The following is a 26702-nucleotide window of genomic DNA, read 5'->3' on the forward strand; positions in this document are numbered from 1 at the left end:
ACCCTAGGTGCCGGTACCCACCGCGAATCACCATCTCCTTGCCATCGATGATGTTCTTCCACGGCATGTCGTCGACCCGCGCCCACGGCGCCCGGCCGATCAAGGACGCCGTCCGGTCCTTCGCCACCCAGAGCGGGGTGATGCCGTCCTCCACGGCGTTGACCGAGCGCCGGTGCACGCTGCTCGGGCCGAGGTGGTGATACTGGATCTCCCAGCCGATCCTGAGACCGCCCGGACCGGTGACGACGGCATCCGAGACGCTCCGCCGGTTGGCCACGGGAACCTCGGCCTCGGCGTCCAGGCCGTACCGCCCGGCGGTCTCGACGATCCGCTCCTTGGTGGCCCTGTGCTGCGCGCTCTCCGCCGGCGTCGCCTTGTGCGTGATCGGCAGGTGCGAGGCAACGAGCGGTCGCCGTCCGCCCACGCGCCCTCGGCGGATGAACATCCAGGGCGACTTGCCACCCCACTCCGAGAGGCACTCTCGCTTTTCGTGATGTGCCAGGCATTCGAGCATCTGCGGGTCACGCCCGGAGACGCTGGCGGTGACCTCTTGGAGCAGATCGGGACAATCCGGCTGAACGAGGCCAAAAAGGGACAGATTTACCTCTATGCCATATCCGGCGTGCCATACCCCATTAGCCATTCCTCCACCATAGGAACGACCACTGACACCCAACAGGGCGCATAAGGGATCGATCCAACGCCACTATTCAGAAAGGGAGTTCGGCACGTCTCTCCGTCCCCCGGCGCAACACAGACGGCATTGTCGGAGGAATCCGAAAGCGCTGTACTCTCAACGGCGTGTCCCAGCCCCCAACGGCAGCTCGCACCAAACAGCCTTGCCCCCGCCCGGGTCGCGACGGGACCCCCAGGACGAAGCAATCGCGGCGATGACCGAGATGCCGCGACCGGCCTCGTCGGCTGGTCCGGCTTGCCGTCGACGCGGCAGATGATCGTCCCCATCCGTCACCTCGATGATCAGCCGACGGTCAGTGCGGCGCAGACGCAGCCCCACGGGTGGGGTGCCATGTTGGAGAGCATTCGCCATCAACTCACTCGCGGCCAGCACGCCGAGGTCGCACGTCTCAGCTGGGAGGCGCCAGGAGGCGAGCGTGTCCCGCGTAAATGTCCTGGCGCGCGGGGCCGCCTCAATGCCGCCGACGAGACCCAGCGCCGCACTGACGAAGAGCTCGGCGTCCGGGCCGGTGCGGATGGGATGCTGGAGAGCCATCACGGCGATGTCGTCTTCGAGATGTGCGTCGACATCCAGGGTGCGGAGGAGCGTGGTGCAGATGTCGGCAGGGGTGCCCTGGACGCCAGCGAGTGTGCGCTCCAGTACGGCCACGCTTTCGTCGATGTCCTGGCCTCGGCGTTCGACCAGGCCGTCGGTGTAGAGAACGGCGGTGGAGCCGGGTGGCAGGCCGACAGAGCCGGAGGCGTGCCGCCAGCCGCCTGTGCCGAGAGGAGGCCCGGTGGGGTCCTCGGCACGGCGGACGGTGCCGTCCTCGTCCCGCACAAGAATCGGCAGGTGGCCGGCGGACGCGTAGACGAGCTGTCCTTCGTTCGGGTCGTGGACGGCGTACACACAGGTGGCGATCTGGCTAGCGGCGATCTCGGCGGCGAGACCGTCGAGGAGCTGGAGCACCTCATGCGGAGGCAAATCCAGTCGGGCATAGGCTCGAACAGCAGCACGCAGCTGGCCCATGGCCGCAGCAGCGCGCACCCCGCGGCCCATAACGTCTCCGATGACAAAGGCTGTGCGGCCGGCCCCTAGGGAGACGACGTCATACCAGTCGCCACCAGCATCGGAGTCTCCAGGCTGGTAGGTGGCGGCAATGCGCAGGTCGTCAGGCTGTTCTAGCTCCTGCGGAAGCAGGGACTGCTGAAGACTAACGGCCGTCTTGTGTCGATCCTTCTCAGCGAGAGCGAGCCTCTCGCGCAGCACAGCAACGTCCTCGTCCGACCCGTAAGAGTTGTTCAGGGTTGTTCGGAACAACTCAGGGTTAGGGTCTCCTGCGGGCGATCTGGGATGGGGAAGCACGCTTCCCTCGATGACGCGTGCTTCGGAGGAATCGTGGCGCTCTGCGGTGACACCCAGGTCGTCTGCAGCGTCCCGCACAGCCTCCTGTTCACGGTCCAAAGCGTCGTCGGTTCGCGCCAGGATCTCGTCGATTTGGTCAAGAGCGCTGTCCTCACCTGATACTTCGTGAGCGATGGCGTCAGCGGGGATTGCGGGCAGGTCGCCAACATCGCTGGCCAGAGGCTTCCGGCCGATGTCCAGCAGATACGCCTCCAACATCTGCACCCGCCGGGCAGCAAGGTCGGCAATGCGCTGGGCTTCGTCACGCTGCCTTACTGCACGCTCAAGCTGGGCGCTCAGCCGCGCCTCCTGGCCCCGAGCGCGTTCAAGCTGTGGCCGCAGCGCGCGCATCGGATCCGGTGAGTGCACGCTGACCCCACTGAGCACGTCGATACGCCGCGACAACTCAGCAACCTTGGCTTGTGCCTGGCCGAGGACAAGGAAGAGCATCGAGGCGATCCGGAGCGCCTGTTGGCGTCCCTGCTCACTCGCCTCGTATGCCTGGCGCGCACGCACGAGGTCCTTGTAGACCTGAATCGTGCGTTCCTTCTCCTCAATGAGCTCGCGCGGCGACACGACCACCTGGCCGTCGATGCCGACCAGGATCGGAGCGTTCTGCGCCTTGTCCCAGAGGGCCCGCGCCTCGCGGACGCGGCCCAGCGCCTGCTGGGCTGGCTCGTCGGGGAAGCACACATCCGCGAGGGCCTCCACCACATCCCAGGTCAGGTTCTCCCCTGACAAATGAATGCGCAGGCGGCGGAGGTCTGCGACTCGCCCATCGGCGAAGTGTTCTGGGGTCAGAAGCCGTATCTCAACCGATCATGGAACGTGCAGGTCGAACAGGTTTCCCGCCGGGGTGATCTTCCCGGTGTATGCGCATGAAGGCAGGGCCTCCTGGTAGCTCGGGGGTGCGACCCCATTCCGAGCGGTTCCCGGAGGCCCTGTTGTCGTTGTTGTACGCGCCCGAGCCCGTTGACTTCAACTCGCCCGCCGTGTCGTGTGATTGCCTCGCGCACGTGTACGGCAACGCGGCCGACCGTCCCGAACGGGTGCGCCGGTATCCGTCGGACATGACGGACACGGAGTGGGCGGCCATCCGGCCGCTGCTGCCGGTGCCGGCCTGGCTCCAGGGGCGGGGCGGACAGCCCGAGGGCTACTGCCACCGGCAGATGTTGGACGCGATCCGCTATCTGGTCGCGGGCGGGATCTCGTGGCGGGCGATGCCCGCGGACTTCCCCGATTGGGGCCGGGTTTACGCCTTCTTCCGCCGCTGGCGCGAGCACGGGCTGATCGCCGAGTTCCACGACCGGCTGCGCGGACGGGTAAGGGAGCGCGAAGGCCGAGAGGCCGAGCCCACGGCCGGGATCATCGACGCGCAGTCGGTGCGGGCCGCCGCGACGGTGCCGGCCTCCTCACGCGGTTACGACGGCGGGAAGAAAGTGCCCGGGCGTAAGCGGCACATCGTGACCGACTGCCTCGGCTTGCTCCTGGTCGTCGCGGTCACCGCCGCGAACATCGGCGACCGCGACGCCGCCGTGGGCCTGTTGGCCCGGCTGCGCAGCCTGCACCGCGACATCACCCTCGTCTGGGCCGACGGCGGCTACACCGGCTCCATCGTCGACTGGTGCCGTCAGAAACTCGCCCTGACCTTGGAGATCGTCAAACGCACCGACGACATGCAGGGGTTCGTGGTGCTGCCCAGACGCTGGGTGGCAGAGCGCACGTTCGCGTGGCTGATGAACTCCCGCCGACTGGCGAGGGATTACGAAACACTGCCCGCTACCAGCGAGGCGATGATCCGGTGGTCGATGGTCACGCGGATGGGCCGGCGTCTGGCACGGCCACGGACCGTCGGCCGGCGCTGAACATGCCCGACGTCTCCTGCACCAGCCACCCGCGCTCCGCCAGGCGCCTGGCCTTCGAGCGCACCCCCTCGACCTTGGCCGGCGTCGTCTGAAGGCCCAGCCCCACCGCGATCTCCTTGGCCTTGAGCGGCCCCTGGCCCGCCGGGCACCGCTCCTCCACCACACCCAGAATCCGCTGGTAGTCCGAGGTCAGCACCGTCACCGGGAGCCCGTCTCGCCACGGCGGCACCGTCGAGCCCGGCACCGGTGCAGGCGAGGGCACTGTTGCCTGCTCGGCCTCGGTCCGGGGTTCGGTCACCGCAGTCGTCTCGGCCGCGGAGGCGGCCAACGCCTCGACCAGCTCCTCCCGCGCGATCACCCGCCGGTCCAGCTCGATCTCCGCGGCCTCCAATGCCTCAGCCAGCCGCGCGGCATCCTCCCGCAGGCCCTCCACCCGCAGGCCCTCCACCCGCACACGGGCAGCCGTCTCCCGCTCCTCCAGCATTCCCAGCACCGACGCCACCGCGCACCCCTCGGCCATCAAGCGGACACAAGACGCCGCATGCCTCCCTCACCCCAAGTGAGACCATGCCTGACCAGCAGAAATCAAGGGATCACATTCGGTTGAGATACGGCTTCTCAAGCGACTGTGCACGTCTCGAACGCTCAAACCAGCTTCATCGATCCACGATCGAATCATCTGCACCAGCACATTGGCTTCGGCGCTGGCTCCTTTGGGCGGCCCCCAGGGACGCCCTGGGCGCTTCTTCCTCTCCCCCACCGTCACTCCCCGTGTTGTTCCGCGATAACCCGCCATTGTCACCAGAACAACATCCAAGCGGTATCACCAGCCACCGCGCAGCTGGATCGTGTAGGCGCATCAACCGTGAATGCGCCTACACGAACCGAACTCGGAGACTTCCCGTGCACCTCACGCAAGCTGGCCTGAGGGGCCTCGCGTTTTCCGGACAGGCTTCTGACCGTTTATTTCACGCGGCGATTCGCAACTTCTCATACTCGGCGTGGACTTCGCGCGGAGGGCGGTAACCCGCCGCCGAGTGGAGGCGTTTGCGATTGTACCAGAATTCGATGTAGCGAGTGATGTCCTGCCGGGCGGCCTCGCGGGTCAGGTAAGTCACCCTTGATACGCGCTCGTTCTTCAGGGCACCGAAGAATGATTCGGCCATGGCGTTGTCGAAACAGATCCCGGTGCGGCCGGCAGATCTGCGGAGCCCGAACCGGTCCAGCGTCCTCCCGAACTCGGCTGACATGTAGTTACTTCCGCGATCCGAGTGAAATATCGCGTCGGCCGAGAGGTTCCTGTTCCGTGCCGCGTTACGGATCGCCCTGGATATCAGTGAGGTTTGGTAGTGGTCGTCCATGGCGTAACCGATGACTTCCTTCGTGCAGCAGTCGATGACCGTTGCGAGGTACAGCCAGCCTTCCCCGGTCGCGATATAGGTAATGTCACCGACGAGCTTCTCGCCGGGCGCATCCGCGGTGAAGTCGCGGCCGACGAGGTCCAGCACCTGGCCGGCCGCAGCCTGAGTGAGGTTGAACCTCTTCGGTCGTGGCAGGCAGGGCATCAGGCCCAGTTCGCGCATGAGGCGGCGGACCAGCTCCACGCCCGCGGCGACGTCCCAGCGGTGCAGCTGGGCCTGGATGCGCCTGTGCCCGTAGGTGCTGTCGGACATGTCGAAGGCTTTCTCGATGAGCAATTTCAGTTCTTCGCGCCGCTGGGCGGTCGCGGATTTTGGGCGGGATCGCCAGTCGTAGTAGCCGGATCTGGAGACGCCGAGTCGGCCGCACATGAACTCGACGCTGTATGCGTACTTCTCGGTGTCGAGCCGCATCTCGTCGATGAACTCGTACTTGCTTGCTACCGGGGATCCTTCGCGAAGTACGCTGCGGCTTTTTTCAGGAAGGTAACTTCCATCTCCAGCTCGCGGTTGCGTCGTTCGAGTTCCTTCAGGCGCGCTCGCTCGTTCACCGTCAGTTCCGCCTCGGGGGCCGGTTCCTGCTGCTTCTGGTACTTCTTCACCCAGCCGCGTAGCGTCTCCGAGTTCAGCTCAAGCTCCCGGGCGACTTCGGAGATCGTCTTGCTTGACCTCAACGCGATCTGGACGGCTTCCTCGCGGAACTCCGGCGAGTACTTACTGGGTGGCGCCACTTCTTCCTCGCTTCCTTGTTCAGGACAACCCTATTGGGTGCCTGTCCGGAAACTTCGTGGCCCCTCAGACTGCTCCTCGTCACCTTGCTGCTGATTACCCTTCTGGCGATGGGAGTAGGTGGCGCAGCAGTGACCCTCGCGCTCTGGGAGGGGCTCACGGTGCCCGCCGCTATCAGTCGAGGGGGCATCGCCTTCGCCGGGACCATGGCCCTCGGAGCATCCTTGGTCGGTCTCTTCCTGATGGTCACGTGAGGTGGGGGGAGCAGCCGACCGGTGTCGCCCGCTCCCCCGCGCTTGTGCCGACCTTCAAACCGGGGGACGTGTCACAAGGGTCTACCACTCGTCGGTGTCGCCATACTTCCCCGGGTTCCGAGCGCGGTCCACAGCCTGTGCACAAGCCTCGATAAGGGCCGTCTCCACGGCGGCCTTGTCTGTGCCTCGCACTTGGGCCTCGACCTCCTGGCCCGTGCCGGGGCGTCGGCTGGTGCGCCAGGCCGAGGCGCGGTCGGTGTAGCGATCGGACTCGAAGTCCCAGGCTGGCACCGACCACTCTTCGGGGAGTCCGGCCGCCGCGCGTTCCCCACCGGGGAGGAACAAGGCTCGGGCGTGGAAGACCACGGTCCGTTCCGGTACGCGGTCGCGGATGGCGCTCGCACCGTCGGGGCCCCGGTGTTCCCAGCGCCATCGGTCCCATTCCTCGACCTCGGCGGTGTGGTCGGGCCAGTCCTCGCTCCACCGTGCGACGACCTCGTCGGCGTGCTTTCGGTGCAGGAAGGGGACGCGCCGCTCGCCGAGGCGGGCGACGTGAACCACCAGTTCGGCGGGGACGGGGCTCTGGACAGCCTCCGACGCAGCGCTTCCCGCAGTCGGGTCCGCGCCCCATAGGAGGCCGCCGACCTTGGCGGCGGTGTCCTTGAGGACGCGGTTGGTCAGGTGCTGGTAGCGGCGGCGCATCCGGGCGGACTTGCCAGGCTCCCAGCCCATGATGGCGTCGACAACCGCGTCTGGGACGCCGAGGATGAGCAGAACGGTCGCCGCGGTGTGGCGGGCGTCGTGAAGGCGGGCATCGCGGACGTCGGCGGCCTTCAGCAGCTCCTTCCACTTGTGGTAATCCGTGTTCGGGTTCAGGGGCTCGCCGGTGGGCGACGTGAACACGTACCCCTTTTCCGTCCACAGGTCACGGGCCCGGGCTCGCTCGCGGGCCTGCTCCTCGCGGTGCTGGCGCAGGAGCTGGAGGAGTTCGTCGGGGACACCGATGGGCCGCTGGCCAGCGCGGGACTTGGCATTCTTCGTCTCGCGCCGGGTATTGATCTTCTGGGGGCAGAAGCCGGGCTTGCGTCCGCAACGGTCTCCGCAGCCGTGCTTGTAGCGGGGCCGCAGCCGACCACGGCGTACGCGGATGACTCCGAGCTCGAAGTCGACGTCGTCCCACTGCATGCCAAGAACCTCGCCCTGGCGCAGGCCGAGGGCCAGGGCGATGACCCAGCGGGCGGTGTTGGGGTGCTTGGCAGCCTCGGCAAGCAGGCGCTGGACCTCTTCGACGGAGTACGGCTCGACCTCTTCTTCCTCCAGGCGCGGGGCCTTGGCGATCGCGGCCGGGTTGACGGAAAGGTGGGCTCGGCGGACCGCCTCGTTGAGGGCGGTCTGCACGGTGCGGTGGACCTGGTGAGCGGTGCCGGCGGCACTGCCGGAGTCCTGCATCTTCTTGTAGAAGCGCTCCAAGTGCTCGGGGTCGAGCTTCTCCAGGCGGTGGGCACCGAGGCCGGGGATGAGGTGGTGGTTCACCGCGACGCGGTAGCCGTCGATAGTGTTCTCCGAGACGTGCGCGGCGGCGATGTTCTCCACCCAGTGCGTCAGCCAGCTGCCCAGCGTCCAGCTCTGGCCCGCCTTGGGGACCGCGCCCTTGTCGCGCTGCCGTTCCAGCTCGCGTACGAGCTTGGTGACCTCGGGGCGGGTCCTGCGGCTGACGTGGCGCCGGTCGGGCTTGCCGTTGTCCTTGGTCCCGACGGTGACGTAGCCGTGCCAACGGCCGTCCTTGCCCTGAAAGATGGACGAGGCTCCATTGGGCTGGCGGGACTTCGGTTCGGAGGCTCGCGTCACGCGGCGGCCCCGAAGTCGGTCGCCGACAGACGGCGGGCCAGGAAATCGTTCACCGCCTCTGCTGGGATGCGGCGCAAGCTGCCGATCTTGACGGAGGCAATCTCGCCGGAGGAGACGTACTCGTACAGCTTGGTGCGGCCGATGCCGATCCGGCGGGCGGCCTCGGCGACGGTGAGGGCGACCAGGGTTGTGTCGCCGGCGGTTCGCCGCTCGGCCATCAGGGTGCGCAGGGCGTCTTCGGGGACATCCAGGAGCTGGGCTATCTGGGATATGGGCAGGGCGGACTGCGACAAGGTGTCTCCTCCCCCGGCATTGCGGCGTCGCGGGAGCGGCAACTCCCGTCGGCCTGGCCGGTGGTGTCGTTCAGGGATGGATGGGTGATCGTCGGCAACGGGGGTCGCCGCGCTTAGGGGTTCTCGGCGTTCGTAGCGCCGTGGGCGGGGCAACGGCCGGCTACTCTTCGGCGGGCGGCTGCTCCTGGTTTCGCAGGTGTGCCCGGGACGGGTGCAGACTTCTCATCGCGGCTCGTTCTTCGAGCCGGAGGAGTTCGTCGACCTGTCCTCTCTGCTCGGGCCCCTTGTCCCCGTAGGCGTCGAGTTCCGTCTGGATCTCGTGCAGGCGCATCTGGTTCCGGTCGATCGCCGCTCGCAGTTGGCGGTACTCCAGCGTCATCTGGACGTACTGGTGGGCGAGCTGGCGGATCCGGGGCGTGGCCAGCTCTCCTGGCGGTCCGGTCAGGTCCTGCATGGTGATGTCGAAGACCTTGCAGAAGCCGAGCGCCTCGTCGAGGTTGACCCTGCGACGGGGTTTGCCGCTCTCGATGCGCCAGATCGCCGACTGGTTGATCGGATGGCCGACAGCGGCCATCTCCTCGGCGAGCTTCACCGTGCTCCAACCGCGGACCTCGCGCTCCAGCTTGATGCGTGCGGCGGCGTGATCCTCCGGCATCGGACGACCCGGGCCAGCGCGCTCCGCACCTTCCTCACCGCTCATTCGCACCTCCCTTCACACGGCAACCGGGTCCACTGGAGCGAGCGTCCACAACTAAACATCATTGCGGAGTGAAATGCAAGGCGTTGCGCTTCCGAAAATTTGGGCTATGGTCATAGTCCGCCGTACAGCGGTGGACGGACCCGCACACGCAAGCGGCCCCGGTGCTACGAACACCGGGGCCGAGGTAGAGGCTCCACCGCACAACCATCCATCCCTGAACGATCGAAACCGGCACCGGCCGGGGTTGCCGCCCCATAGTGGCCTGCCGGGTGAGGAGCTCTATGCCTCAGGGTACGACCCTGCCGCCCCAGATGCCATCCCGCTTCGACGAGGCCCCCGCGCCGATGGAGCCTCCCTTCAATGTGGACGCCGAGCGCGCGGTCCTCGGCGCCTGCATGCACAAAGCCGACGTCATCGACGCGGTCCGGCCGGTTCTGGGCGAGGGCGCGTTCTACCGGCCGGCGCACGAGACCATCTGGCGTGCGCTGCTTGCCCAGCACCGTGAGGACAAGCCGACCGACCCGATCGTCCTGACCGAGCTGCTCCAGCAGCAGGGGGACCTGGAGCGCGTCGGTGGCCGTCCGTACCTGCACCAGCTCGCCGACGTGCACTACGGCACCGGCGGCGCGGAGCACCACGCGGAGATCATCCGTGAGAAGGCCAACCTCCGCCGCCTGCTCGCCTCCGCGATACGTACCGTCCAGCGCGCCCAGCAGCCGGGCGCCGACCCCGAGGCGATACGCAGCGAGGTCGAAGCGGAGATGCGGGCCGAGCGCGAGCGCGCCCTCGCCTCAGGCCAGGGACGGCTGAACCGCTTCGCCACCGACGGGTGGTCCTTCGTCAAGGAGACCGGCGCGGACGCCGAGCCTTTGTGGGGCACCCGCGAGAAGACTGTCTGGGCGCCGGGTGAGAGCCTGATGATCGTGGGTGCACCCGGGGTCGGCAAGACCACCCTGGCCCACCAGGTGATCTTCGCCCGCCTCGGCCTGCAGGAGACCGTCCTGGAGATGCCGGTCGCCCCCAGCAGGCGGGTGCTCTATCTGGCCATGGACCGGCCCAAGCAGATCGCCAAGGCCATGGCCCGCCGCGTCTTCGACACCGACGAGGCGATCCTGCGTGAGCGGCTCGTCGTCTGGGAAGGGCCACTGCCCGCCACCCTCGACAAGGAGCCCGACCTCCTCGCCGACCTCGCCGCCGCCCACCAGGCCGACACCATCGTGATCGACAGCCTCAAGGACGCGGTGAGCACGATGGTCGACGACAGTCTCGCGGTCGCGTTCCACAACGCCCGCATGCGCGCCCTGCGAGGCGGTGTGGAGATCATGGAGCTGCACCACCAGCGCAAGGCCACCGCCGACGCCCCGCGCGGCCAGCGTCCCAGCCTGGACCAGGTCTATGGCTCCACCTGGATCACCGCCGGCGCGGGCAGCGTCCTCTTCGTCACCGGCCGGGCGGGCGACCCGGCGGTCACCTTGCACCACCTCAAGACCCCCACCGGTGAGGTCGGCCCGCTGGACGTCACCCACGACCACAAACGCGGCACCACCACGGTCGACCCGACCAAGGATCCCGCCGTCCTGCTGCGCAACGCCCCAGGTGGCATGACCGCCCGCGACCTGGCGACCGTCCTCATCGGTGGAGGCGACCCCGAACGCGCCGACGTCGAAAAGGCACGGCGCCACCTGGCTCGCCTCGTCGACAGCGGCCTGGCCACCAGGGCCGACGGCGTCGCCGGAGGAGCCGGAGGCGGGCAGCAGACCCGCTACTACGCCTCCTCCCGCCACCTCACCGCCGTCGGCTGAGCCCTTCAGCAGCCCCTGCGGAGCGTTCACGCGACCGTACACGCGGCCCTCACGCGAACACCCCGCCGTGAACCGTTCACAGCGCTCACGCTCACCGCGAAACCGCAGGTAGAGCGATCACGCGAGCGTCCACGCCGTACACGTGCCCAAGCGATCACGCGCGGGGCCCCCTTTAGAAGGGGGCCCGCGTGAACGCCCCCTCCGTGAACGCCGCTCACTCCCACCCCCGCAAGCCTCACTCTCGCCCCGGAGCCCACGCCCTTGCACTCCCCTGCCCCGAGCGCCCCGGCAGTCATACGCGGGCCGCGGCATCCGCGCCGGCATCGCCCTGCTCCCGCTCCCCCCGGCCGCCGAGCACGCGCACCCGCTGGAGGTCGTCGCGTGAACCGCAACGGACACATCACCCTCGTCATCGGCCTGGTGGCCGTCGTCCTCATGGCCTTCCGGGTCTCGTGGAACGCGCTGTCCGACGTGGCCCGCGCCATCGGCGCCGACCCCACCGCCGCCCTGCTCTACCCGATCGTCATCGACGGGCTGATGGCCCTCGCGCTGGTCGCCACCCTCGTGCTGACCGGTAACGACCGGAAGTTCGCGCTGCGGGTCCTGGCGACCTACACGATCGCCAGCCTCCTGCTGAACTACGTGCACGGCCTCATCCCGGCCCTGCACACCGCGTCGGTCCAGTGGGGCCGACTGGCCGACTGGGACCCCGCGAACTGGGCCCTCGTACTGCTGGCGACCTCGCTCCCGGTCGGGTCGATCTACTTCGGCTCGGACCTCGTGGCGAAGGTGCTGCACCACAACCCCGAGTCGGCCGACTCTGCCGAAGCAGCATCCGCCCAGTCGGAGAGTCGGCAAGCCGACGGGCAGGCCGCACGGTCGGGGTCTGACCAGGCCGAATTGACCCCCGAGCAGCCGACCGAGTCGGCCCCCGTGAAGGTCGCCGAGGCATCCGTGACGAGGCCGGCCGAGGCCGACGAGTCGGCCCTCGCCACCCGGCCGCCCCGGTCGGCCGCCGCAATGGAGTCGACCGGAGCCGCCCCGCGTCGGGCGACCGGTCGGGTCCGTACCACCGCCAAGTCGACCGCCGACCGCAGCCGCACCGACGCCGAAGTTCTCGACGAGGCCCGACTCCTGACCGCCGACTGGAGCGACGACCAGCTGACCGCCGAGCGTCTGCGCAGCGAACTGCGGATCGGCCAGAAACGCGCCCGATCCCTGCGCGACCAGCTGCAGGCCGAGCGCACCAGCCAGGCCGAACCCCCCGCGTACGACGACTTCGAGACCGAGCCTCTCGACGGACTGAACGAAGCCGCCTCCCAGCGGCAGAGGGAACTCGACACCGCCCCCGCCGGCACCGCCTGACCCCCGCAAACGCACCTTCGCCCCACCCTTCCGGCTCACGCGTGCCCCGTGCAGACAAGCGCGGGGGCACGAAGCCGCGCAAAGCGAAGCACCTGACACCAGCACCCCACGGAGAACCGTTCCATGCACGATCCGCACCGCGAACTCGCCACCCCCCAGCAGGAGATGACCACCGGCCTGAACAGCGCAGCAAGCAAGGGCGTTGGACCGTCCATCGGCCGGTCCAACGCGGACTCCTCCGCGCCGGGGGTCGCGGAGGAGCAGCTCCGGCGCGAGGGCGCGCCGGAGCAGGAGTCGAGGGCGGGCGAAGACGTCGCTGCCGAGCAGCAGACAGCTGTCGTACGCGCTGCCGACGAAGCCGCGCTCTATCGTGTCCTGCGCCGCCGTGAACGCTGTGACGACGGCCGTCGCGAGGCACGCGTCGATGCCCGTTACAGCGACGACGAGAAGGCCGCGATCGTGGCCAGGGCCAAGGCGATGGGCATCGCCGGCGCCCACCTGGTCGGCGCGGTCGTCATGGCCTTCGTCAACTGCGAGACGCGCCTGCCCGACCAGCGCACCGTCTACGACGACGCCATCGACGAGTTCGCCGCCCTGCGCACCGAGATCGCCCGGATCGGCACCAACGCCAACCAGATAGCGCGCCGTCTCAACTCTGGCGGTGATCCACACCCTGTGGACGCCGCCGTCCTGGACCGGGCCGAACGCCTCCTGGCCACCGCCCGCGACGCGGTGAAGGCCGTGGACGAGGCCGCTTCCCGGGCCGCAGAGCAGAAGGCGGCCCGGGCGTGATCGCGAACATCGTCAAACCGGGCAGCAACACCCGAGGCGTACTGAGGTACCTCTTCGGGCGGGGCAAAGCCACCGTGCACAGCGACCAGCACATCGTCGCCTCCTGGGACGGCTTCGTACCCGACCCCGGCCCCGAAGGCAGCCCCGGCCACCAGGAGCGGATGGACCAGCTCGTCAAGGCCCTCGACCTGCGCGTCAAGCAGGCCGGCGACCAGGCCCCGGCAGGGCACGTGTGGCACTGCTCGCTGCGCGCGGCGCCCGAGGACCGCATCCTCACCGACGCCGAATGGGAACACATCGCGCGCCGCATCGTGCACGCGACCGGCATCGCCCCTACCGGCGATCCGGACGGCTGCCGCTGGATCGCGGTGCGCCACGCGGACGACCACATCCACATCGTCGCCACCAAGATGCGCGGGGACCTGCGACCGCCCCGCAACTGGAACGACTACCACCGCGCCATGACCGAACTCACGGCGATCAAGGAAGACTTCGGCCTGACCCGCGTTCCCCGCGGACGCCAGGCCGACGCCTGCACCCCGGCCGCCAAGCGCCCCACCCGCGCCGAGCAGGAGAAGGCCAAGCGCACCGGCCGCAGCAAGGATGCGCGCGCGGAACTCCGCCACGTCGTCCGCACGGCGCTCGCCCGCGCCGAAGACCTTCAGGAGTTCTTCAACCTGCTCGCCGACGCCGGCCTCCAGGTCGAAACCCGCACGCTGCCCTCCGGCGACCTGCAGGGCTACAAGGTCGCCCTGCCCGGTGACACCAACGACAACGGCGAGCCCGTCTTCTACTCCGGCTCCAGCCTCGCCACCGACCTCTCCCTCCCCCAGATACAGCAGCGCCTCGCCGCCGCCGAAGCTCCCGCCATCGAACCCTCACCGGCCGGGCGCCGACCCAACCCGTGGTACCAGGCCGCCATGGCCACCGAACGCATCCGCCACCACATCGACCACAGCCCCGCCGACGTCGCGCAGGCCAACCTGGTCGCCTTCGGCGAGACCCTCTACGCCCTGCCCCTCTACGCCCCCGCCCATCTGAAGGCCGAACTCCACCGGGCCGCCGTTGCCTTCGAGCACGCCGCCCACACCCGTGCCCGCGTCGACCACCAGCACGCCCGCGCGCTGCGCGGCGCGATCAAGGCGATGCGCCACCACCCCGCCGACGGTAGCGGCCTGGCGATGCTCCTGGACGCGGCCATCCTCGTCATCACCGCCGTCCAGCGCCACAACTCGCTGCAGCACCACGACCGGCAGGTCGCCGCTGCCCGCCAAGCCCTGCTCCACCTCCGGGCCGCCTACGATCAGACAGCCCTCGACCCTCTGGCCACCGTGGCCGCCCGCAAGCCTCCGGCCAACACCGTCCGCCGGTACGTCCAGCACGTCCGCGACGCGGTTCCGGCCTACGCCGAGCAGATCCTCGCCGAACCCGCCTGGGAGGCCCTGGCCGCCACCCTCGCCGCCGCCGAGGCAGCCGGCCACGACCCGGCCGAACTCCTCCACCACGCAGCAGGGCGGCGCTCGCTGGACGACGCCACATCCCCGGCCAAGACCCTCACCTGGCGCATCCAACGCCTCGGCAACCGGCACGCGCCCAGCCCTCAAGCACGGGCCGCACAAGCCCGCAGCCCCCACATCCGTCACGTCCCGTCCACAGCACGAGCCACCGCCGCGACACCCCCCACATCCATGCCGCCCTCATCCCGCACGCACCGACCGCGGTGAGCACGAGCACCCACCAAGCAGCGGCCGAGCGCGTCGCACTTCCACCGCCGTCCTCCACCCAACAGCCCTGGCACGAAGCCCTTCCGCCCTCCTCAACCCGCCCCTTCGGCCAAGGATGCGGGCCATGCCCCGAGCACCGCCTGCCGACCCGCCCCTCGAATCACTCACCAGCACAAGCCGAACTCGCGACACCACACAAGGAACCGCCCATGCCCTCCTCTGTTCGCCCCGCCCTCGTCGTCCTCCTCACCGAAGTGGACAGCACTCGCCCCGATGACCCATCGCTCCTGTATCGCCGCAATGGGACCCCATTCACCACTGCCGAACACGACCTGATCTGCACCGCCACCCCGGCAGAGATAACCGCCGCGAACGCGCAGCGACGGCTTGAGAACGAGTGGGCGCGGGAAACCCACGCGATGCAGAAGGCCCTCGTCGACCTCTTCATGAAGTACGTCGACCAACTCCCGGACGGCTCATGCAGCAACATCTACGCCACCATGACCGCCAAGGACTACGCGCAATACGAGCGCCTGGTCAAGATCGTCGCCGCACGAACCGGCCTCGAGTACCGCGCCGAGCACGAAGACAACTGACTGGATGCACACCAACGGCGGCCCACCCAGTGGGCCGCCGTTGCGGCAGAACCGAAGCGGCTGCCGATTCACCCCGCAGACCTGACCACCGTGGCCTTGACGACCGCCTTGCGCACCTGGGCATCGACAAGGCCGGGACTACCGGAGACCACGACGAGCACCATCCCGGTGCGGACGGCCGTCTGCTTGACGCTGCTGCTGCGCCCGCCAGCGGCGAAGGTCAGCAACTGGCTCCACTGCTCGTCGCCCAGCCGACGGGCGACGAGCACCTTCTGAGTCGTGACCGTGACAGGCGTACTGCCGGCGAGGACCTGGTAGGTAGGGCAGGAGGTCATCGCCTCGAAGATCCTTCCCATGCTCCGGGAGATCTTGTCCTCGGTGTCGCTGTACAGCTCCTCGGACAGCTCGGAGTCGCTGCCGCCGGCGTAGGTGAAGGACGCCTTGGCCTTGCGGGGGGGAAGGCGAGACTTGCGCCGTTCACCGCGGCGTCGCCGAGCTTGGCCAGCGCCGGGCAGCCGATCACGGTCACGTCGTCGTGCGCTGCGGTGCGCTGTGGCATGCGGGTGTAGTCCTCGCCGAGGTCGCTCTCGTCCAGGAGCCGTTTGGCCAGTGCGGTCGAGGACAGGGGAGAAGGCGCCGGGGCACTCTGGCTGTCCGGGGGCACCGGGACGGTCGTGGACGACATCGGGCTGGGGGAGGTGGCGCTGCCATGGGTACAGCCCGCCAGGGCCAGGACGGCGAGGGCGCTGAGGCTGAGGACGGTCGTGGTGTGAACGCGCATAGGAAACCCCTTTGTGGCCTGCGAAATGGACGGTCTGACCAGGCCGGCCCTCCGGGCGCCGGCAGTACGAAGGGGCAGGGGTTTCTGGAGGTCAATGACCGAGGTCGCGCAGGCCCTCTTCGAGAGTGGGGTGGAACCGGTCGACGGGACCGGAATGGCGGTTGAACCAGACCGCATCGAGGCTGGGCTCCTTCGTCTCGTGGCCAGCCCGACAACGCAGCCATATCGAGTCGTCGCGCATGCAGAAGACGATCCAGTCCCGGTACACACCGCACCCGGGGCACGTACGGACCTCACCGTCGACGACGAGCGGCTGCAGCCAGCGCATCATCACCCCGGCCACCTCCTGGCGCGACGGCAGCCGCAACTCCGGCGGCAGGAAGTCGGGCACCGCCGCTTCCTCCGCGACAGGGTCCTGTGGGGTCGGCTCGGGGCAGTCGGTCCATGGCTGGGTGGCCTGCAGTCGCAGGAGCAGCTCGTAGCCCGCACGCTGGGCTTCACGGAATGCACGGTCCTCACGAGCCCGTCGAAAGAACAAAGCTCTCTCCTTCTCTGTCATCGGGCGAGTGCCGGGTCGCACCCCGTCTGACCTGCTACTACTCGTGAGATCAGCGACGAGCTGCACAACAGCGGCGCCTCTGGCACGGAGCGTCGTCAGCTGCAGCGGACGACAGTGAGACGCCCCTCCGCGATCTCGGGCACGGTGCGGCGGGGCACCGGGACTGGGGAGGCGATCGAGGACGCGAACGCGGCCACCAGCGCATGAGGGACGCTGGCGCTGAAGCTGGCACACCACAGATACGGCGCGCCGAGCGCGGGCTCCGCCCACGCCTGCCAGCCCACCAAATCGGGCCGCGGGTCGGCGTCCTCGATGAGCGGCGGCAGCATCTCCAGGGAGACGCAGGAGGAGAACCCGGGGTCCGTAGCGGTGGTGCGGGGCCGATCCACGTCACGGATCCAACCCCGGGCACTCAGCGCATCGAGGACCGTCTCTGGTCCCTCGAAGTCGGCATCGGGCGCCTCACGGGCGTCGATCGCCACGAGGAGGTCTGCGAGCGCCTCGTGGGAGACGCCTGTGGTGAAGTACGCGTTCCACTCCGGCATCACGGAGGCGGCATGGCCGCGGGCGCTCAGCTGCCAGGCAACGGGCAGACCGCCCAGCTCGAACGGATTGGCCGCGAGAATCCATTCGGCGCCACGGAGCCCGTCCGGGCTTACGTAGAGAAGGGTGTGTCGGGAGGTAGGCCACATGCGCCAGCCGAGGTCGGACAAGATGTCGTCGATCCGCTCGGCGAGCACACCGTCGTCACCGGCCAGATGACGCGGGGTGACCCAGTACACCGGGTCCGGCACGTTTGGTCTGGAGTGGTGCGGGAGCAGGGGCGCCTCCATGGGCTCGTGGGGTGGAACACTGGCCGTGCAGGATCACCGGTATCGCCTCGTTGACCAGGTCCTCCGGCAAGGTGTTGCAGGTTGACATGGCTACACAGCTGCGCACCAGCCATTCCTGAACCTTTCGTGTCTGCCTGTGACGAACTGGCAAATGCACGGGCAGACTTACCCAAAGAAGCGAGCCCCGCTCACGTAGCTCCGGTATTTGATCGCCGATGGCTTTCGTGGTGCGCCCCGTGGCTCAGACGCGGCCTTGACCAAGGTCTACGAGGACTGTTTCGTTAGGACATCTGATCGCCGGGCTTCCTCGGCGCGGCCGTCACGTCTGGCTGCCTCTGGTTTCCTCGCCGCCGAAGCCTCCGCCAGAACCACCCAGGCGGCCTTGGTTCCCCAGTCCGTGACCTGGAACCCCCACTGTCCCTGCGTCAGCTCGTTCACGATGTGCAGGCCCCATCCGCGCTCAGTGAGCAGCCCACTCACTGCCTCTGATGCGGTAGCTTCCGGCGAGGCCACGGCAGCCAGGTAGAGGCCCGTAGGAAGCAGAGGTTTCCCGTCGTGGATCTCGCAGATGTATCTCCCGGCAACAGAGCGAAGGTGCACCTCGTAGGGGCCGCACGCGTGTTCGTGCGCGTTTGCCACGAGTTCCGAGACCGCCAAGACTCCGTCACTGATGACGTCGTCGGAGAGGCCCAGTTCTTTGAGAACACGTCGCAGGATCGAGCGGGCTTCGCCCGGCGGGTTGATGGTGTGGTCGGTCCAGCGGTACACAAGGGCGGCAGACGGCGCACTGATCATCGGGCGGCGGACCTCCTGTGAGTGACGTCGGTGGCCTCCTCCCAGGGCTCCGGAATGGTCACGGCAGTGGGTACGACATCGAAAGGCGTACGAAACCTCAGAAAGCAATTGGCATCGGGGAGGTGTCCGGCTGAGGGGCCACGAAGTTTCCGGACAGGCACCCAATAGGGTTGTCCTGAACAAGGAAACGAGGAAGAAGTGGCGCCACCCAGTAAGTACTCGCCGGAGTTCCGCGAGGAAGCCGTCCAGATCGCGTTGAGGTCAAGCAAGACGATCTCCGAAGTCGCCCGGGAGCTTGAGCTGAACTCGGAGACGCTACGCGGCTGGGTGAAGAAGTACCAGAAGCAGCAGGAACCGGCCCCCGAGGCGGAACTGACGGTGAACGAGCGAGCGCGCCTGAAGGAACTCGAACGACGCAACCGCGAGCTGGAGATGGAAGTTACCTTCCTGAAAAAAGCCGCAGCGTACTTCGCGAAGGATCCCCGGTAGCAAGCAAGTACGAGTTCATCGACGAGATGCGGCTCGACACCGAGAAGTACGCATACAGCGTCGAGTTCATGTGCGGCCGACTCGGCGTCTCCAGATCCGGCTACTACGACTGGCGATCCCGCCCAAAATCCGCGACCGCCCAGCGGCGCGAAGAACTGAAATTGCTCATCGAGAAAGCCTTCGACATGTCCGACAGCACCTACGGGCACAGGCGCATCCAGGCCCAGCTGCACCGCTGGGACGTCGCCGCGGGCGTGGAGCTGGTCCGCCGCCTCATGCGCGAACTGGGCCTGATGCCCTGCCTGCCACGACCGAAGAGGTTCAACCTCACTCAGGCTGCGGCCGGCCAGGTGCTGGACCTCGTCGGCCGCGACTTCACCGCGGATGCGCCCGGCGAGAAGCTCGTCGGTGACATTACCTATATCGCGACCGGGGAAGGCTGGCTGTACCTCGCAACGGTCATCGACTGCTGCACGAAGGAAGTCATCGGTTACGCCATGGACGACCACTACCAAACCTCACTGATATCCAGGGCGATCCGTAACGCGGCACGGAACAGGAACCTCTCGGCCGACGCGATATTTCACTCGGATCGCGGAAGTAACTACATGTCAGCCGAGTTCGGGAGGACGCTGGACCGGTTCGGGCTCCGCAGATCTGCCGGCCGCACCGGGATCTGTTTCGACAACGCCATGGCCGAATCATTCTTCGGTGCCCTGAAGAACGAGCGCGTATCAAGGGTGACTTACCTGACCCGCGAGGCCGCCCGGCAGGACATCACTCGCTACATCGAATTCTGGTACAATCGCAAACGCCTCCACTCGGCGGCGGGTTACCGCCCTCCGCGCGAAGTCCACGCCGAGTATGAGAAGTTGCGAATCGCCGCGTGAAATAAACGGTCAGAAGCCTGTCCGGAAAACGCGAGGCCCCTCAGGCCCCTGGGAGAGTCGTGGCTCAAGCACCCGGCAACGAGACCGGTCGCGAGTCACTCGCTCAACGATGGCTGCCGATGCTCCTGATGCTCATGGGCGTTTATGAGCGCAGGGTGCGAGCGGGCTACAAGGCACTCCAGCGAGACCGCGACCCGCCGTCGGCCTGCGCTTCCGTCCGTCTGGTCACTGGGAGTATGGGCGGGTGAGTGCTGACGTGTTGGGACGCTGGGTGCCGGATAGCCCCGAGGATGTGGCTGCGGTCTTCGCAAAGGCGGACTTCCCGTGGTGGATCGCCGGTGGCTACGCGATCGAACTCGCGGTCGGCCGCGAGCTGCGCGCACACGGCGATCTCGACGTCCTCGTCCTCCGGCGTGACCAGGTCCTCGCACATGAACTGCTGGCCGACTGGGACCTTCACGTGGCGGATCCGCCCGGCCAGGGGGAGTTGCGACCGTGGCGTCCTGGAGAGGTCCTTCGGCCGCCGCTCCACGACATTTGGTGCCGCCGCACATCCAAGGCGCCCTGGTCGGTGCAGCTCATGCTGGACGAGGCCGAGGGAACCCAGTGGGTCTCGCGGCGCACCCCGGAGATCCGGCTCCCGATCGACCAGCTCGGGCGGACGAGCGAGGCCGGCATCCCATATCTCGCGCCCGAAGTGCAGCTCTTCTACAAGGCCAAGGCGACCCGGGACAAGGACGAGACCGACTTCGAAGCGGTACTGCCGCTGCTCGACGCTCCGGCACGGGCCTGGCTGACGGACGCGATCAAGGTGATCGCGCCCGGCCACCCCTGGATTCGCCGGCTCCTGCCGGTCAGCCAAACGTAAGCAGCGGAACGTCGTAGAGGTCGGGGTTCCGGGGCCGGGTCATGGTGGGCGACGTGACCTCCACGATCAGCAGCTCGCTGAGGAACTGGACCTTGGCGCTGAGGAGATGGCTCGTCCTGCCGTCGGCCGACTGGGCCTTCAGGCCGGCGGAGACGTGGATGTGCGGAAGTATCCCGCCGGTGGCCGGGTCGTGGGCGAGCGTGCCCGCGCCGAACGCCTCGACGTTGGTGACGTACGTCTTCGCCCAGACCGGTGCGTCCGGGTCGGCGAGCTTCTCGCAGGCACCCACAATCTCGGCCTCCGCGAAGGCTCCGATGAACGAGGGGATGTAGCCCTGCCGTACGCCGTTGTCCCGGCAGAAGGTGGACAGCGCCTCGAAGAAGTCCTCCCCGTGGTCGAAGGTAACGCCGAAGGTACGGCCGACGGTCAGCTCGTGAGCACGCATGTGCGGGTCTCCTGACGAGGTGGGATCAGCGGGCGGAGGCGGTGGTGAAGGTCTCGCGGAGCGTCGCTCCGTCGGCGCCCTGGGCGAGCAGGGCGTGCAGGAGGAGCCGCGCCTGGTACGGGCTGAGGTCTCCGGCGCCGATGAGTCCTCGTCCGAGAAGGTCCTTCTCGGAGCCGGGGAAGCCGTAAGTGTCGGACAGGACCGGGCCGTTCCCGATGCGGGAGGCAAGAACCACGGGGATGCGGGACGCGAGCTTGGTGAGTCCCTCGACGAGGCGCTCTGGGACGTGGCCGACGCCGAAGGCCGCGACCACGAGCCCGTCGCAGTTGCCGTCCCACAGGTCGAGCAGGGCTCCGTCGTCGCCGAGGGTGACGGTGTAGAGCCCGACGCGCGCCTCACGGTCGGGGGCGCCGACCAGCGGTCCACGGGATGGCAGGCCGCCCACCATCCGCACCCGGTTCTCCGCGATCCCCGCGATCGGGCCGCTTGCTGGTGAGGTGAAGGCGGCGGGGCTGGTGGTGTGCGATTTGCGGACGGTCCATGCCGAGTGGATCTCGTCGCCGAGTACGACGAGGCAGCCGGCGCCCCGCAGGCCGGGGTCGGCGGCGGTCAGGACGGCGGCGTGGATGTTGGCCGGGCCGTCGGCGCCGGGAAGGGTGGGGTTGCGCATCGCGCCAGTGACCACGATCGGCTGCTCGTGGCCGTGGTAGAGGTCGAGCAGGAAGGCCGTCTCCTCGATGGTGTCGGTGCCCTGGGTGATGACGACGCCGTCGGCGTCACCGGCCTCCAGCTCCGCCGTGATCGCGGCCGACAGTGCGGTGAGGTCATCGAAGGTCAGGGAGGCGCCGGGCAGACGCCGGAAGTCCCGCACCTTGAGGCCGATGCCGCTCGTGGCCAGAGCGGGTACCGCGGCGAGGAGTTCGTGGGCCGAGAGCGCGGGTACGACACCTCCGGTGGTGGGATCCGTGGTCATGGCGATCGTGCCGCCGAGGGAGAAGACCGCCACGTTCCTGACCGACTCCGTCATATCCCCTGCTCCCCTGTCCAGACGCCGCCGAGCACGGCCTCACGAGTGGTTCACGCAGGCTATCGGGTCGGCGCCGTCCGGGTACGCGGGGTGATCACTAGCTGCTCGGCCACGAACCGGCAGGCAACCTCCAGCCCTTCGAGGCCGAGCAGCCGACTGCGCGGCCGGGCGAGCCGCTCCGTGCCGACGGCCGACAACTGGGCGCACCGGCGACCGAGCCAGGAGGCGTCGAGGCCGAGGTACTGCGCCGTCGCTGTGAGGCGATGGCCGGCCTGCTCGGCCGCCGTGGTCGAGTGATGGCTGACGTGGTCCGTCACGTCCGCCAACGTCCGCAGGGCTCCCGGCCGCGCGGTGACCGCGAGGTGGGACGCTCCCTCGGTCCGTACCCAAGAGGCGATGACAGCCCGGCGCCCGGGAGAGAGGGCGAAACCGTCGGTGTGTGCGAAGCCTCCGTCGTCGGTCACCCAGGTACGGATGCCGAAGGACTCCATGAGCGCGATGGCGAGGAACAGCAGAACGCGCTCGTACGCCGGCGAGGAGGCGATCGCCGTCTCGGGGACGCAGAATCCCCGGCCGCTGGTGCCGCCCGGACGTCGGGGGGCCATTCGTTCGAGGTAGCGGTACTTGTGCCGGAAGAACAGCCATGTGGCGGCCTCTTCGCCACGCTGTTCCCTGGTCCAGAAGACGGGTGCGTCGCCCAGGTGGTCACGGTTGCCCAGGATGTACCGGGCTGCGGTCTCCGAGCCGATGAGCATCCGTGAGACTTCGGTCAGTCCCTGGTCGGCGGCGATCGGCGCACCTGGGGAAACGGTGAGCGACGCCAGCGAGGTGTGCAGGGGCTGGTCGTCGCCGAGCAGTGCCGCCTCGAACCCCGACACGGCCCACAGGATGCCGTAGGTCAGGTCGTCCAGTTCGTACGCGGCGGGGATGTCGACTGGTTCGGAGGCCGTGGCGCGTACGCCGCTCGGTCGGGCGTCGGTGACGAACTGCCGTACCGCCCCGTCCACCGTGCGGTTCGCGACGACGAGCGCGCGCATCGGCATGGTGCGCCAGGCATCCAGCTCCGGGCGGGAGTCGAGTCTCAAGTTGTCCCCGAGGAAGGACGCCGCAGGAAGCGTCAGCACGGGAAGCGCCGTCGTCGAGACGGACCGGCCGGCGGGTAAGAGAAGCTGGCCCGGTCCTTCGGGCAGCGCCGCGTATCCACGTGCTCCGGTGTCCGCCGTTGCCGGGCGGCCCGTGGCGTCCGGGGTGTGCGGATCGGCCGTGGGCAGGAGCCCGAGCAGTTCCTCCGGAACTCCCAGCGCATCGGTCCACTGGATGAACTGCCGTCGGTCGCGGATCTGTTTGAGCCCGCGTTCCAGTCTGCTGACCTCGGCCTGGTCGATGCTGACCATCCGCGCCACGCCGGCCTGGGACAAGCCCGTGTGCTTCCTGAACAGCTTGACAACGGTACCGAGTTCCCATGCGGCCACGGCTCGCCGGACCGTCGGATCACGCCAGAAGGCCGGATCGGCCCGTCGGGCGGCTGGCCCGTCCTGGCACGAGGCGCATCGGGTACCGGCGTTGAAGCGACTGAGAAGGACACCGCAGCGCGTGCACCGCCGCTGTCCTCTGTCGACCATGGTCGGCATTCTCCCTCGCTCTGCGACCACCGGGACACGTTCTGCTGGCAGGGCTCATAAACCCTCATAGGCGTCGGCCTTCGTGGCGGCCATCGTGGTGGAGCACCACCGACCGGAGCCGCGTGCCGCGACTCCCCGGACGTGAGGATCCGACCTGTGACCTCCTTGACCCTGCCGCCCCGGCCTCCCGATTCGCCGCCGCTGGCCCATGCCTGGCAGACGCTGGCGGACGGGCTGCTGACCCAGCGGCTGCATCTTCATCTCGACGAATGGCGGGCTGCCGTCGCCGAGGAGAAAGCGCTGCCGGACGTGCCGGGCGCCGATGTCTCCGTGCTGGCCCAGTGCCCCTCTCCGCTGCCGACAGGCGACGAGTCCGCGAGGGCGCTGTTGGAGGACGTCGGCCTCGGCTTCTGGTGGGAGCTGCCCCAGCGGCACGGAGCGGAGTCGCGGAACCAGCGCGGGGCATTTCACCGCGCCGCCGACACCGCTGCCCAGAACATCCTCGCGGAGCAGTCCGGAGCTGCCTGGTCCGACGCAGTGACCGCCGCCAGCGCCGCTGCCGCGTGGTGGGTGGGCTTCTTCGCGGTCATCCGCCACCGCGGGGTACACCACATCACGCTGGAACCGCACCCGGGCCCGCTGCATGAGCAGGCCCTGGGCACCGCGGTGAGCGTGGTGGCCAACGCCATGGCCACGCGGGTGCTGGAGGCGGCGCTGCGCGACTCCGACGACGACCCGGCCCTCCGCGCCGCGTACTGCCGCGCCATTGAGGCCGGCGTCTGCGTCGAGCCCGAGCTGCCCCGTCTCATCGACGAGTTGGCGGAGCTACGGCTGGTGGACCTGGTGTCCACCACGGCCCGCTGGCGGGGTCGCTTCACCAAGTACGCCGGCGGCACGGGGGCAGGGCAGGTCGAATGAACCACCGCTATCCGTTCATCGTCGTCGAGGGGCTCGACGGCACTGGCAAGACGACGCTGCGCAAGGGCCTGTTCCGGCTCTGGGAGGGGCTCTACGGCGTCACCCCGCTGTGCGTGCTCACCACCAACTTTCTCGCCGCCGACCAGGCCGGTGCCATCGTCAGCGGCAAGTACCAGCCGAACGCAGGGAACCGTGACGCCTACCTGTCCGCGATCGCGGCGGACAAGCGGGCCACGCTGGATCGCCTCGTGCTCCCCCAGCGACCGGCCCGGCCCGTGATCGCGGACCGCTGGCTTCTCAGCGAGCTGGCCTTCTTCGCCGTGAAGCACGGCATGAGGGCGTCGGAGACGTACGAGACGCTGGCCGCGCAGCTCACCGTGGCCCCCGATCTCACGCTCGTCCTGGACCTGGAGACCGACGCCTCCATGAGCCGGGCGCAGGCCCGACAGGGTGACGCCGTCCGGGCCGACTGGGACGTGCACGACGTCCAGAGCCGGGTTCGCGAGACCTATGAGGCCGTGGTCACGAAGCCCGACCAGTTCCCGCTCCTCGGCGACGTGGTCCGCCTGGATGCCCGCCGCCCCCGGTCCGAGGTGCTGCTTGCCGCCTGGGACGTACTGCGCGAACGGCAGCTGGTGCCGTCGCTCGCCGCCCACGCGGAAGGAGGAGAGACCCATGGCTGACGGCACGAACGCGACGCGTCTGCGCCAGGCTCTCGACGACAGCGAGCGGAAGCACCCGCTCCTTGCGATCGGTGCGGTGAACGCGCTCGCCGCGCACGTCGCGGTGGAGGCGGGCTTCGACGCCCTGTGGGTGAGCGGTCTGGAGGTGTCGGCGGCGTCCGGGCTGCCGGACGCCAACGTCCTGGGCCCCCGGGACCTGTCCGACGTGGTCACCTCGCTAGGCCGTGTCACCGAACTACCCATCATCGTGGACATCGACAACGCGGGCGGCTCGGGGCGCACGGCAGAGCGGTTCGCGTACGACCTGATGCGCGCCGGAGCCGCTGCGGTGTGTATCGAGGACAGCGCGTACCCGAAGTGCAACAGCTTCGCTGCCCACCGGGCGCAGACCCTCGCCGACCGGGACCTTCTGTGCGAGCAGGTGGGGCGTATACGGAAGGTCGCCGGTGACGGCCTCGTGGTCGTGGCCCGCACCGAGGCCCTGATCGCCGGCGAGGACGTGGCCACGGCGATGGCCCGCGCCGAGGCATACGCCGAGGCCGGAGCGGATGCAGTGCTCATCCATTCCAAGGACGCGACCGGTGATCAGGCGCTGACCATCGGACGTGCGTGGAGCCACGACGTGCCGCTGGTCAGCGTGCCCACGGCGTTCCCCGACCTGAGCGCTGCCGAACTCGGCGAGGCCGGCTTCCGCCTCTGCATCTACGCGAACCAGCTCAGCCGTGCCGCCATCGCGGGTATGCGCACCGCCGCTCGTCAGTTCCAGCGCGGAGGGAGCTTCCGCTCCACCGTCGCGGGCTCTTTGGCGGAGGTCGGCGACCTGATGCGCGTCGGCGAACCGGAGGCGCTGTCGTGCCTCTGACGCCCGAGCTGCCTCGGATCAGTGTGTCCGTGAAGGCGGCGATCGTGCGCGACGGCACCGTCCTGCTGCTGTCGTATGACGACGAAGCCGGATTCCACTACAACCTCCCGGGTGGCAAGGCTCAGGTCGGCGAAGACCTGCGTCAGGCCGTGAACCGCAAGGTCGCACAGGAGACCGGCCTCCAGGTCGTGGCCAGGCGTCTGCTGTGCGTCGTCGAGTACGTCCCCGAGTCGTGGCAGGGCGAGTTCGGAGACGTACAGAAGGTTCAGTTCAACTTCCTCGCCGAGCAGGTGGACGACGCCGCGCCGCGCATGCCGGAACCTCCGGACCCGATCCAGGTGGGCTTCGAGTGGGTTCCGCTGGAACGTCTGAGCGACGTGTACCTGCTGCCCCGGATCAACCGCCCGCTATCGGCGGCGTTGAACGGGGAGCTCGCCGACCCCTTCGTGGACAGGTGGTGACCT

27 protein-coding genes are annotated in these 26702 nt (G+C 68.6%); 13 read left to right on the forward strand and 14 right to left on the reverse strand.

Features of this window, described 5'->3' with window-relative positions:
* Together STRIP9103_RS15235 and STRIP9103_RS15240 are read right to left on the reverse strand one after the other, a co-directional pair.
* A partial coding sequence (locus STRIP9103_RS15235) for a competence protein CoiA family protein (RefSeq protein ID WP_459170920.1) occupies window positions 1–445 on the reverse strand: 445 nt, incomplete at its 3' end.
* 348 nt (window positions 446–793) lie between these two features.
* Window positions 794–2794: an ATP-binding SpoIIE family protein phosphatase gene (locus STRIP9103_RS15240; protein ID WP_009311947.1), complete on the reverse strand. Its 2001-nt coding sequence runs from the start codon at window positions 2792–2794 to the stop codon at window positions 794–796.
* A 194-nt stretch (window positions 2795–2988) separates the two neighbouring features.
* Here STRIP9103_RS15240 and STRIP9103_RS15245 point away from each other — a divergent pair, with 194 nt between their 5' ends.
* Window positions 2989–3945: an IS5 family transposase gene (locus tag STRIP9103_RS15245; RefSeq protein WP_009311895.1), complete on the forward strand. Its 957-nt coding sequence runs from the start codon at window positions 2989–2991 to the stop codon at window positions 3943–3945.
* On the opposite strand, the gene STRIP9103_RS15250 is transcribed toward STRIP9103_RS15245, so the two are convergent.
* From STRIP9103_RS15250 to STRIP9103_RS15275, 5 genes are all read right to left on the reverse strand, one after another.
* Complete coding sequence (locus STRIP9103_RS15250; protein ID WP_048820324.1) at window positions 3893–4465, reverse strand: hypothetical protein; 573 nt, start codon at window positions 4463–4465, stop codon at window positions 3893–3895. The two genes, STRIP9103_RS15245 and STRIP9103_RS15250, sit on opposite strands and share 53 nt — an antisense overlap.
* A gap of 448 nt (window positions 4466–4913) precedes the next feature.
* Window positions 4914–6094 (reverse strand): IS3 family transposase gene (locus STRIP9103_RS15255; RefSeq protein WP_086019270.1). Its coding sequence is split into 2 segments (ribosomal slippage): window positions 4914–5830 and window positions 5830–6094, totalling 1182 coding nucleotides; the frame shifts between segments, so codons are not numbered across the junction.
* 333 nt (window positions 6095–6427) lie between these two features.
* A complete protein-coding gene (locus tag STRIP9103_RS15265) occupies window positions 6428–8194 on the reverse strand; it encodes a tyrosine-type recombinase/integrase (RefSeq protein WP_009311986.1) in 1767 nt (588 codons plus the stop codon).
* Entirely contained in the window at window positions 8191–8487 is a 297-nt protein-coding gene (locus STRIP9103_RS15270) for a helix-turn-helix domain-containing protein (RefSeq protein ID WP_009311927.1), read from the reverse strand. Before STRIP9103_RS15270 ends, STRIP9103_RS15265 begins: the two co-directional genes overlap by 4 nt.
* 160 nt (window positions 8488–8647) lie before the next feature.
* Window positions 8648–9187: a helix-turn-helix transcriptional regulator gene (locus STRIP9103_RS15275; protein ID WP_009311970.1), complete on the reverse strand. Its 540-nt coding sequence runs from the start codon at window positions 9185–9187 to the stop codon at window positions 8648–8650.
* A 281-nt stretch (window positions 9188–9468) separates the two neighbouring features.
* On the opposite strand from STRIP9103_RS15275, the gene STRIP9103_RS15280 reads away from it, so the two are divergent.
* From STRIP9103_RS15280 to STRIP9103_RS15300, 5 genes are all read left to right on the forward strand, one after another.
* Window positions 9469–10989: a DnaB-like helicase N-terminal domain-containing protein gene (locus tag STRIP9103_RS15280; protein ID WP_009311914.1), complete on the forward strand. Its 1521-nt coding sequence runs from the start codon at window positions 9469–9471 to the stop codon at window positions 10987–10989.
* A 381-nt stretch (window positions 10990–11370) separates the two neighbouring features.
* Window positions 11371–12354 carry a DUF2637 domain-containing protein gene (locus STRIP9103_RS15285; protein ID WP_009311928.1) on the forward strand — a complete coding sequence of 328 codons (984 nt, stop codon included), beginning with the start codon at window positions 11371–11373 and terminating at the stop codon, window positions 12352–12354.
* A 123-nt stretch (window positions 12355–12477) separates the two neighbouring features.
* The gene (gene mobC / locus STRIP9103_RS15290) at window positions 12478–13146 is read left to right on the forward strand and encodes a plasmid mobilization relaxosome protein MobC (protein ID WP_009311889.1); all 669 of its coding nucleotides are present in this window, start codon (window positions 12478–12480) and stop codon (window positions 13144–13146) included.
* Window positions 13143–14870, forward strand: a complete 1728-nt coding sequence (locus tag STRIP9103_RS15295) for a relaxase family protein (protein ID WP_009311984.1) — start codon at window positions 13143–13145, stop codon at window positions 14868–14870. Before mobC ends, STRIP9103_RS15295 begins: the two co-directional genes overlap by 4 nt.
* 209 nt (window positions 14871–15079) lie before the next feature.
* Complete coding sequence (locus STRIP9103_RS15300; protein WP_048820326.1) at window positions 15080–15466, forward strand: hypothetical protein; 387 nt, start codon at window positions 15080–15082, stop codon at window positions 15464–15466.
* A 68-nt stretch (window positions 15467–15534) separates the two neighbouring features.
* Here STRIP9103_RS15300 and STRIP9103_RS53090 read toward each other — a convergent pair whose 3' ends face one another.
* On the reverse strand, window positions 15535–15801 hold the full coding sequence (locus STRIP9103_RS53090) for a hypothetical protein (protein ID WP_319282904.1): 267 nt from the start codon (window positions 15799–15801) through the stop codon (window positions 15535–15537).
* 267 nt (window positions 15802–16068) lie between these two features.
* Between STRIP9103_RS53090 and STRIP9103_RS53095 the strand changes: the two genes are divergently transcribed.
* Window positions 16069–16239, forward strand: a complete 171-nt coding sequence (locus STRIP9103_RS53095; RefSeq protein ID WP_009311943.1) for a hypothetical protein — start codon at window positions 16069–16071, stop codon at window positions 16237–16239.
* Window positions 16240–16338: 99 nt separating this feature from the next.
* Here the strand turns inward: STRIP9103_RS53095 and STRIP9103_RS50640 are convergent, their stop codons facing one another.
* The 3 genes from STRIP9103_RS50640 to STRIP9103_RS15320 all read right to left on the reverse strand — a co-directional run bounded on the left by STRIP9103_RS50640 (window position 16339) and on the right by STRIP9103_RS15320 (window position 18434).
* Window positions 16339–16785, reverse strand: coding sequence for a hypothetical protein (locus STRIP9103_RS50640; protein WP_234022209.1), 447 nt, complete (start codon window positions 16783–16785; stop codon window positions 16339–16341).
* Between the two features lie 116 nt (window positions 16786–16901).
* On the reverse strand, window positions 16902–17639 hold the full coding sequence (locus STRIP9103_RS15315; RefSeq protein WP_048820327.1) for an SPDY domain-containing protein: 738 nt from the start codon (window positions 17637–17639) through the stop codon (window positions 16902–16904).
* 264 nt (window positions 17640–17903) lie between these two features.
* On the reverse strand, window positions 17904–18434 hold the full coding sequence (locus tag STRIP9103_RS15320) for an ATP-binding protein (RefSeq protein ID WP_009311892.1): 531 nt from the start codon (window positions 18432–18434) through the stop codon (window positions 17904–17906).
* Between the two features lie 198 nt (window positions 18435–18632).
* Here STRIP9103_RS15320 and STRIP9103_RS15330 point away from each other — a divergent pair.
* Both STRIP9103_RS15330 and STRIP9103_RS15335 read left to right on the forward strand, forming a co-directional pair.
* A protein-coding gene (locus STRIP9103_RS15330; RefSeq protein ID WP_086019270.1) for an IS3 family transposase occupies window positions 18633–19813 on the forward strand; the annotation gives its coding sequence in 2 pieces (ribosomal slippage) (window positions 18633–18897 and window positions 18897–19813; 1182 coding nt in all).
* Window positions 19814–20057: 244 nt separating this feature from the next.
* Window positions 20058–20681: a nucleotidyltransferase domain-containing protein gene (locus STRIP9103_RS15335; protein ID WP_009311923.1), complete on the forward strand. Its 624-nt coding sequence runs from the start codon at window positions 20058–20060 to the stop codon at window positions 20679–20681.
* On the opposite strand, the gene STRIP9103_RS15340 is transcribed toward STRIP9103_RS15335, so the two are convergent.
* From STRIP9103_RS15340 to STRIP9103_RS15350, 3 genes are read right to left on the reverse strand one after another with little or no spacing between them, the layout of a single operon-like run.
* Complete coding sequence (locus STRIP9103_RS15340) at window positions 20668–21126, reverse strand: PPC domain-containing DNA-binding protein (protein ID WP_009311896.1); 459 nt, start codon at window positions 21124–21126, stop codon at window positions 20668–20670. The genes STRIP9103_RS15335 and STRIP9103_RS15340 overlap by 14 nt on opposite strands.
* Before the next feature lie 25 nt (window positions 21127–21151).
* The gene (locus STRIP9103_RS15345; RefSeq protein ID WP_009311949.1) at window positions 21152–22153 is read right to left on the reverse strand and encodes an asparaginase; all 1002 of its coding nucleotides are present in this window, start codon (window positions 22151–22153) and stop codon (window positions 21152–21154) included.
* A gap of 59 nt (window positions 22154–22212) precedes the next feature.
* Window positions 22213–23784 carry a helix-turn-helix domain-containing protein gene (locus STRIP9103_RS15350; RefSeq protein ID WP_078613915.1) on the reverse strand — a complete coding sequence of 524 codons (1572 nt, stop codon included), beginning with the start codon at window positions 23782–23784 and terminating at the stop codon, window positions 22213–22215.
* Between the two features lie 147 nt (window positions 23785–23931).
* Between STRIP9103_RS15350 and STRIP9103_RS48360 the strand changes: the two genes are divergently transcribed.
* The 4 genes from STRIP9103_RS48360 to STRIP9103_RS15370 are packed head-to-tail and all read left to right on the forward strand — an operon-like array spanning window position 23932 to window position 26699.
* On the forward strand, window positions 23932–24693 hold the full coding sequence (locus tag STRIP9103_RS48360) for a hypothetical protein (protein WP_009311992.1): 762 nt from the start codon (window positions 23932–23934) through the stop codon (window positions 24691–24693).
* Window positions 24690–25376 carry a dTMP kinase gene (locus STRIP9103_RS15360; protein WP_009311999.1) on the forward strand — a complete coding sequence of 229 codons (687 nt, stop codon included), beginning with the start codon at window positions 24690–24692 and terminating at the stop codon, window positions 25374–25376. The genes STRIP9103_RS48360 and STRIP9103_RS15360 overlap by 4 nt, the downstream gene beginning before the upstream one ends.
* Complete coding sequence (locus STRIP9103_RS15365) at window positions 25369–26238, forward strand: isocitrate lyase/phosphoenolpyruvate mutase family protein (protein ID WP_009311939.1); 870 nt, start codon at window positions 25369–25371, stop codon at window positions 26236–26238. The genes STRIP9103_RS15360 and STRIP9103_RS15365 overlap by 8 nt, the downstream gene beginning before the upstream one ends.
* Entirely contained in the window at window positions 26229–26699 is a 471-nt protein-coding gene (locus STRIP9103_RS15370; RefSeq protein WP_009311905.1) for an NUDIX domain-containing protein, read from the forward strand. The genes STRIP9103_RS15365 and STRIP9103_RS15370 overlap by 10 nt, the downstream gene beginning before the upstream one ends.
* Window positions 26700–26702 lie beyond the last annotated feature (3 nt).

This window comes from Streptomyces ipomoeae 91-03 (assembly GCF_000317595.1).
In the GTDB taxonomy this organism is placed as follows: domain Bacteria; phylum Actinomycetota; class Actinomycetes; order Streptomycetales; family Streptomycetaceae; genus Streptomyces; species Streptomyces ipomoeae.

What these genes read in the sequence shown, in the direction of transcription:
- mobC (WP_009311889.1), top strand. Translation starts at nt 12,478, where the DNA reads ATGCACGATCCGCACCGCGAACTCGCCACCCCCCAGCAGGAGATGACC.
- STRIP9103_RS15320 (WP_009311892.1), bottom strand. Translation starts at nt 18,434, where the DNA reads ATGATCAGTGCGCCGTCTGCCGCCCTTGTGTACCGCTGGACCGACCAC.
- STRIP9103_RS15365 (WP_009311939.1), top strand. Translation starts at nt 25,369, where the DNA reads ATGGCTGACGGCACGAACGCGACGCGTCTGCGCCAGGCTCTCGACGAC.
- STRIP9103_RS15360 (WP_009311999.1), top strand. Translation starts at nt 24,690, where the DNA reads ATGAACCACCGCTATCCGTTCATCGTCGTCGAGGGGCTCGACGGCACT.
- STRIP9103_RS15345 (WP_009311949.1), bottom strand. Translation starts at nt 22,153, where the DNA reads ATGACGGAGTCGGTCAGGAACGTGGCGGTCTTCTCCCTCGGCGGCACG.
- STRIP9103_RS53090 (WP_319282904.1), bottom strand. Translation starts at nt 15,801, where the DNA reads ATGACCTCCTGCCCTACCTACCAGGTCCTCGCCGGCAGTACGCCTGTC.
- STRIP9103_RS15250 (WP_048820324.1), bottom strand. Translation starts at nt 4,465, where the DNA reads ATGGCCGAGGGGTGCGCGGTGGCGTCGGTGCTGGGAATGCTGGAGGAG.
- STRIP9103_RS15315 (WP_048820327.1), bottom strand. Translation starts at nt 17,639, where the DNA reads ATGGAGGCGCCCCTGCTCCCGCACCACTCCAGACCAAACGTGCCGGAC.
- STRIP9103_RS15280 (WP_009311914.1), top strand. Translation starts at nt 9,469, where the DNA reads ATGCCTCAGGGTACGACCCTGCCGCCCCAGATGCCATCCCGCTTCGAC.
- STRIP9103_RS15275 (WP_009311970.1), bottom strand. Translation starts at nt 9,187, where the DNA reads ATGAGCGGTGAGGAAGGTGCGGAGCGCGCTGGCCCGGGTCGTCCGATG.
- STRIP9103_RS15300 (WP_048820326.1), top strand. Translation starts at nt 15,080, where the DNA reads ATGCCCTCCTCTGTTCGCCCCGCCCTCGTCGTCCTCCTCACCGAAGTG.
- STRIP9103_RS15340 (WP_009311896.1), bottom strand. Translation starts at nt 21,126, where the DNA reads ATGCGTGCTCACGAGCTGACCGTCGGCCGTACCTTCGGCGTTACCTTC.
- STRIP9103_RS15350 (WP_078613915.1), bottom strand. Translation starts at nt 23,784, where the DNA reads ATGCCGACCATGGTCGACAGAGGACAGCGGCGGTGCACGCGCTGCGGT.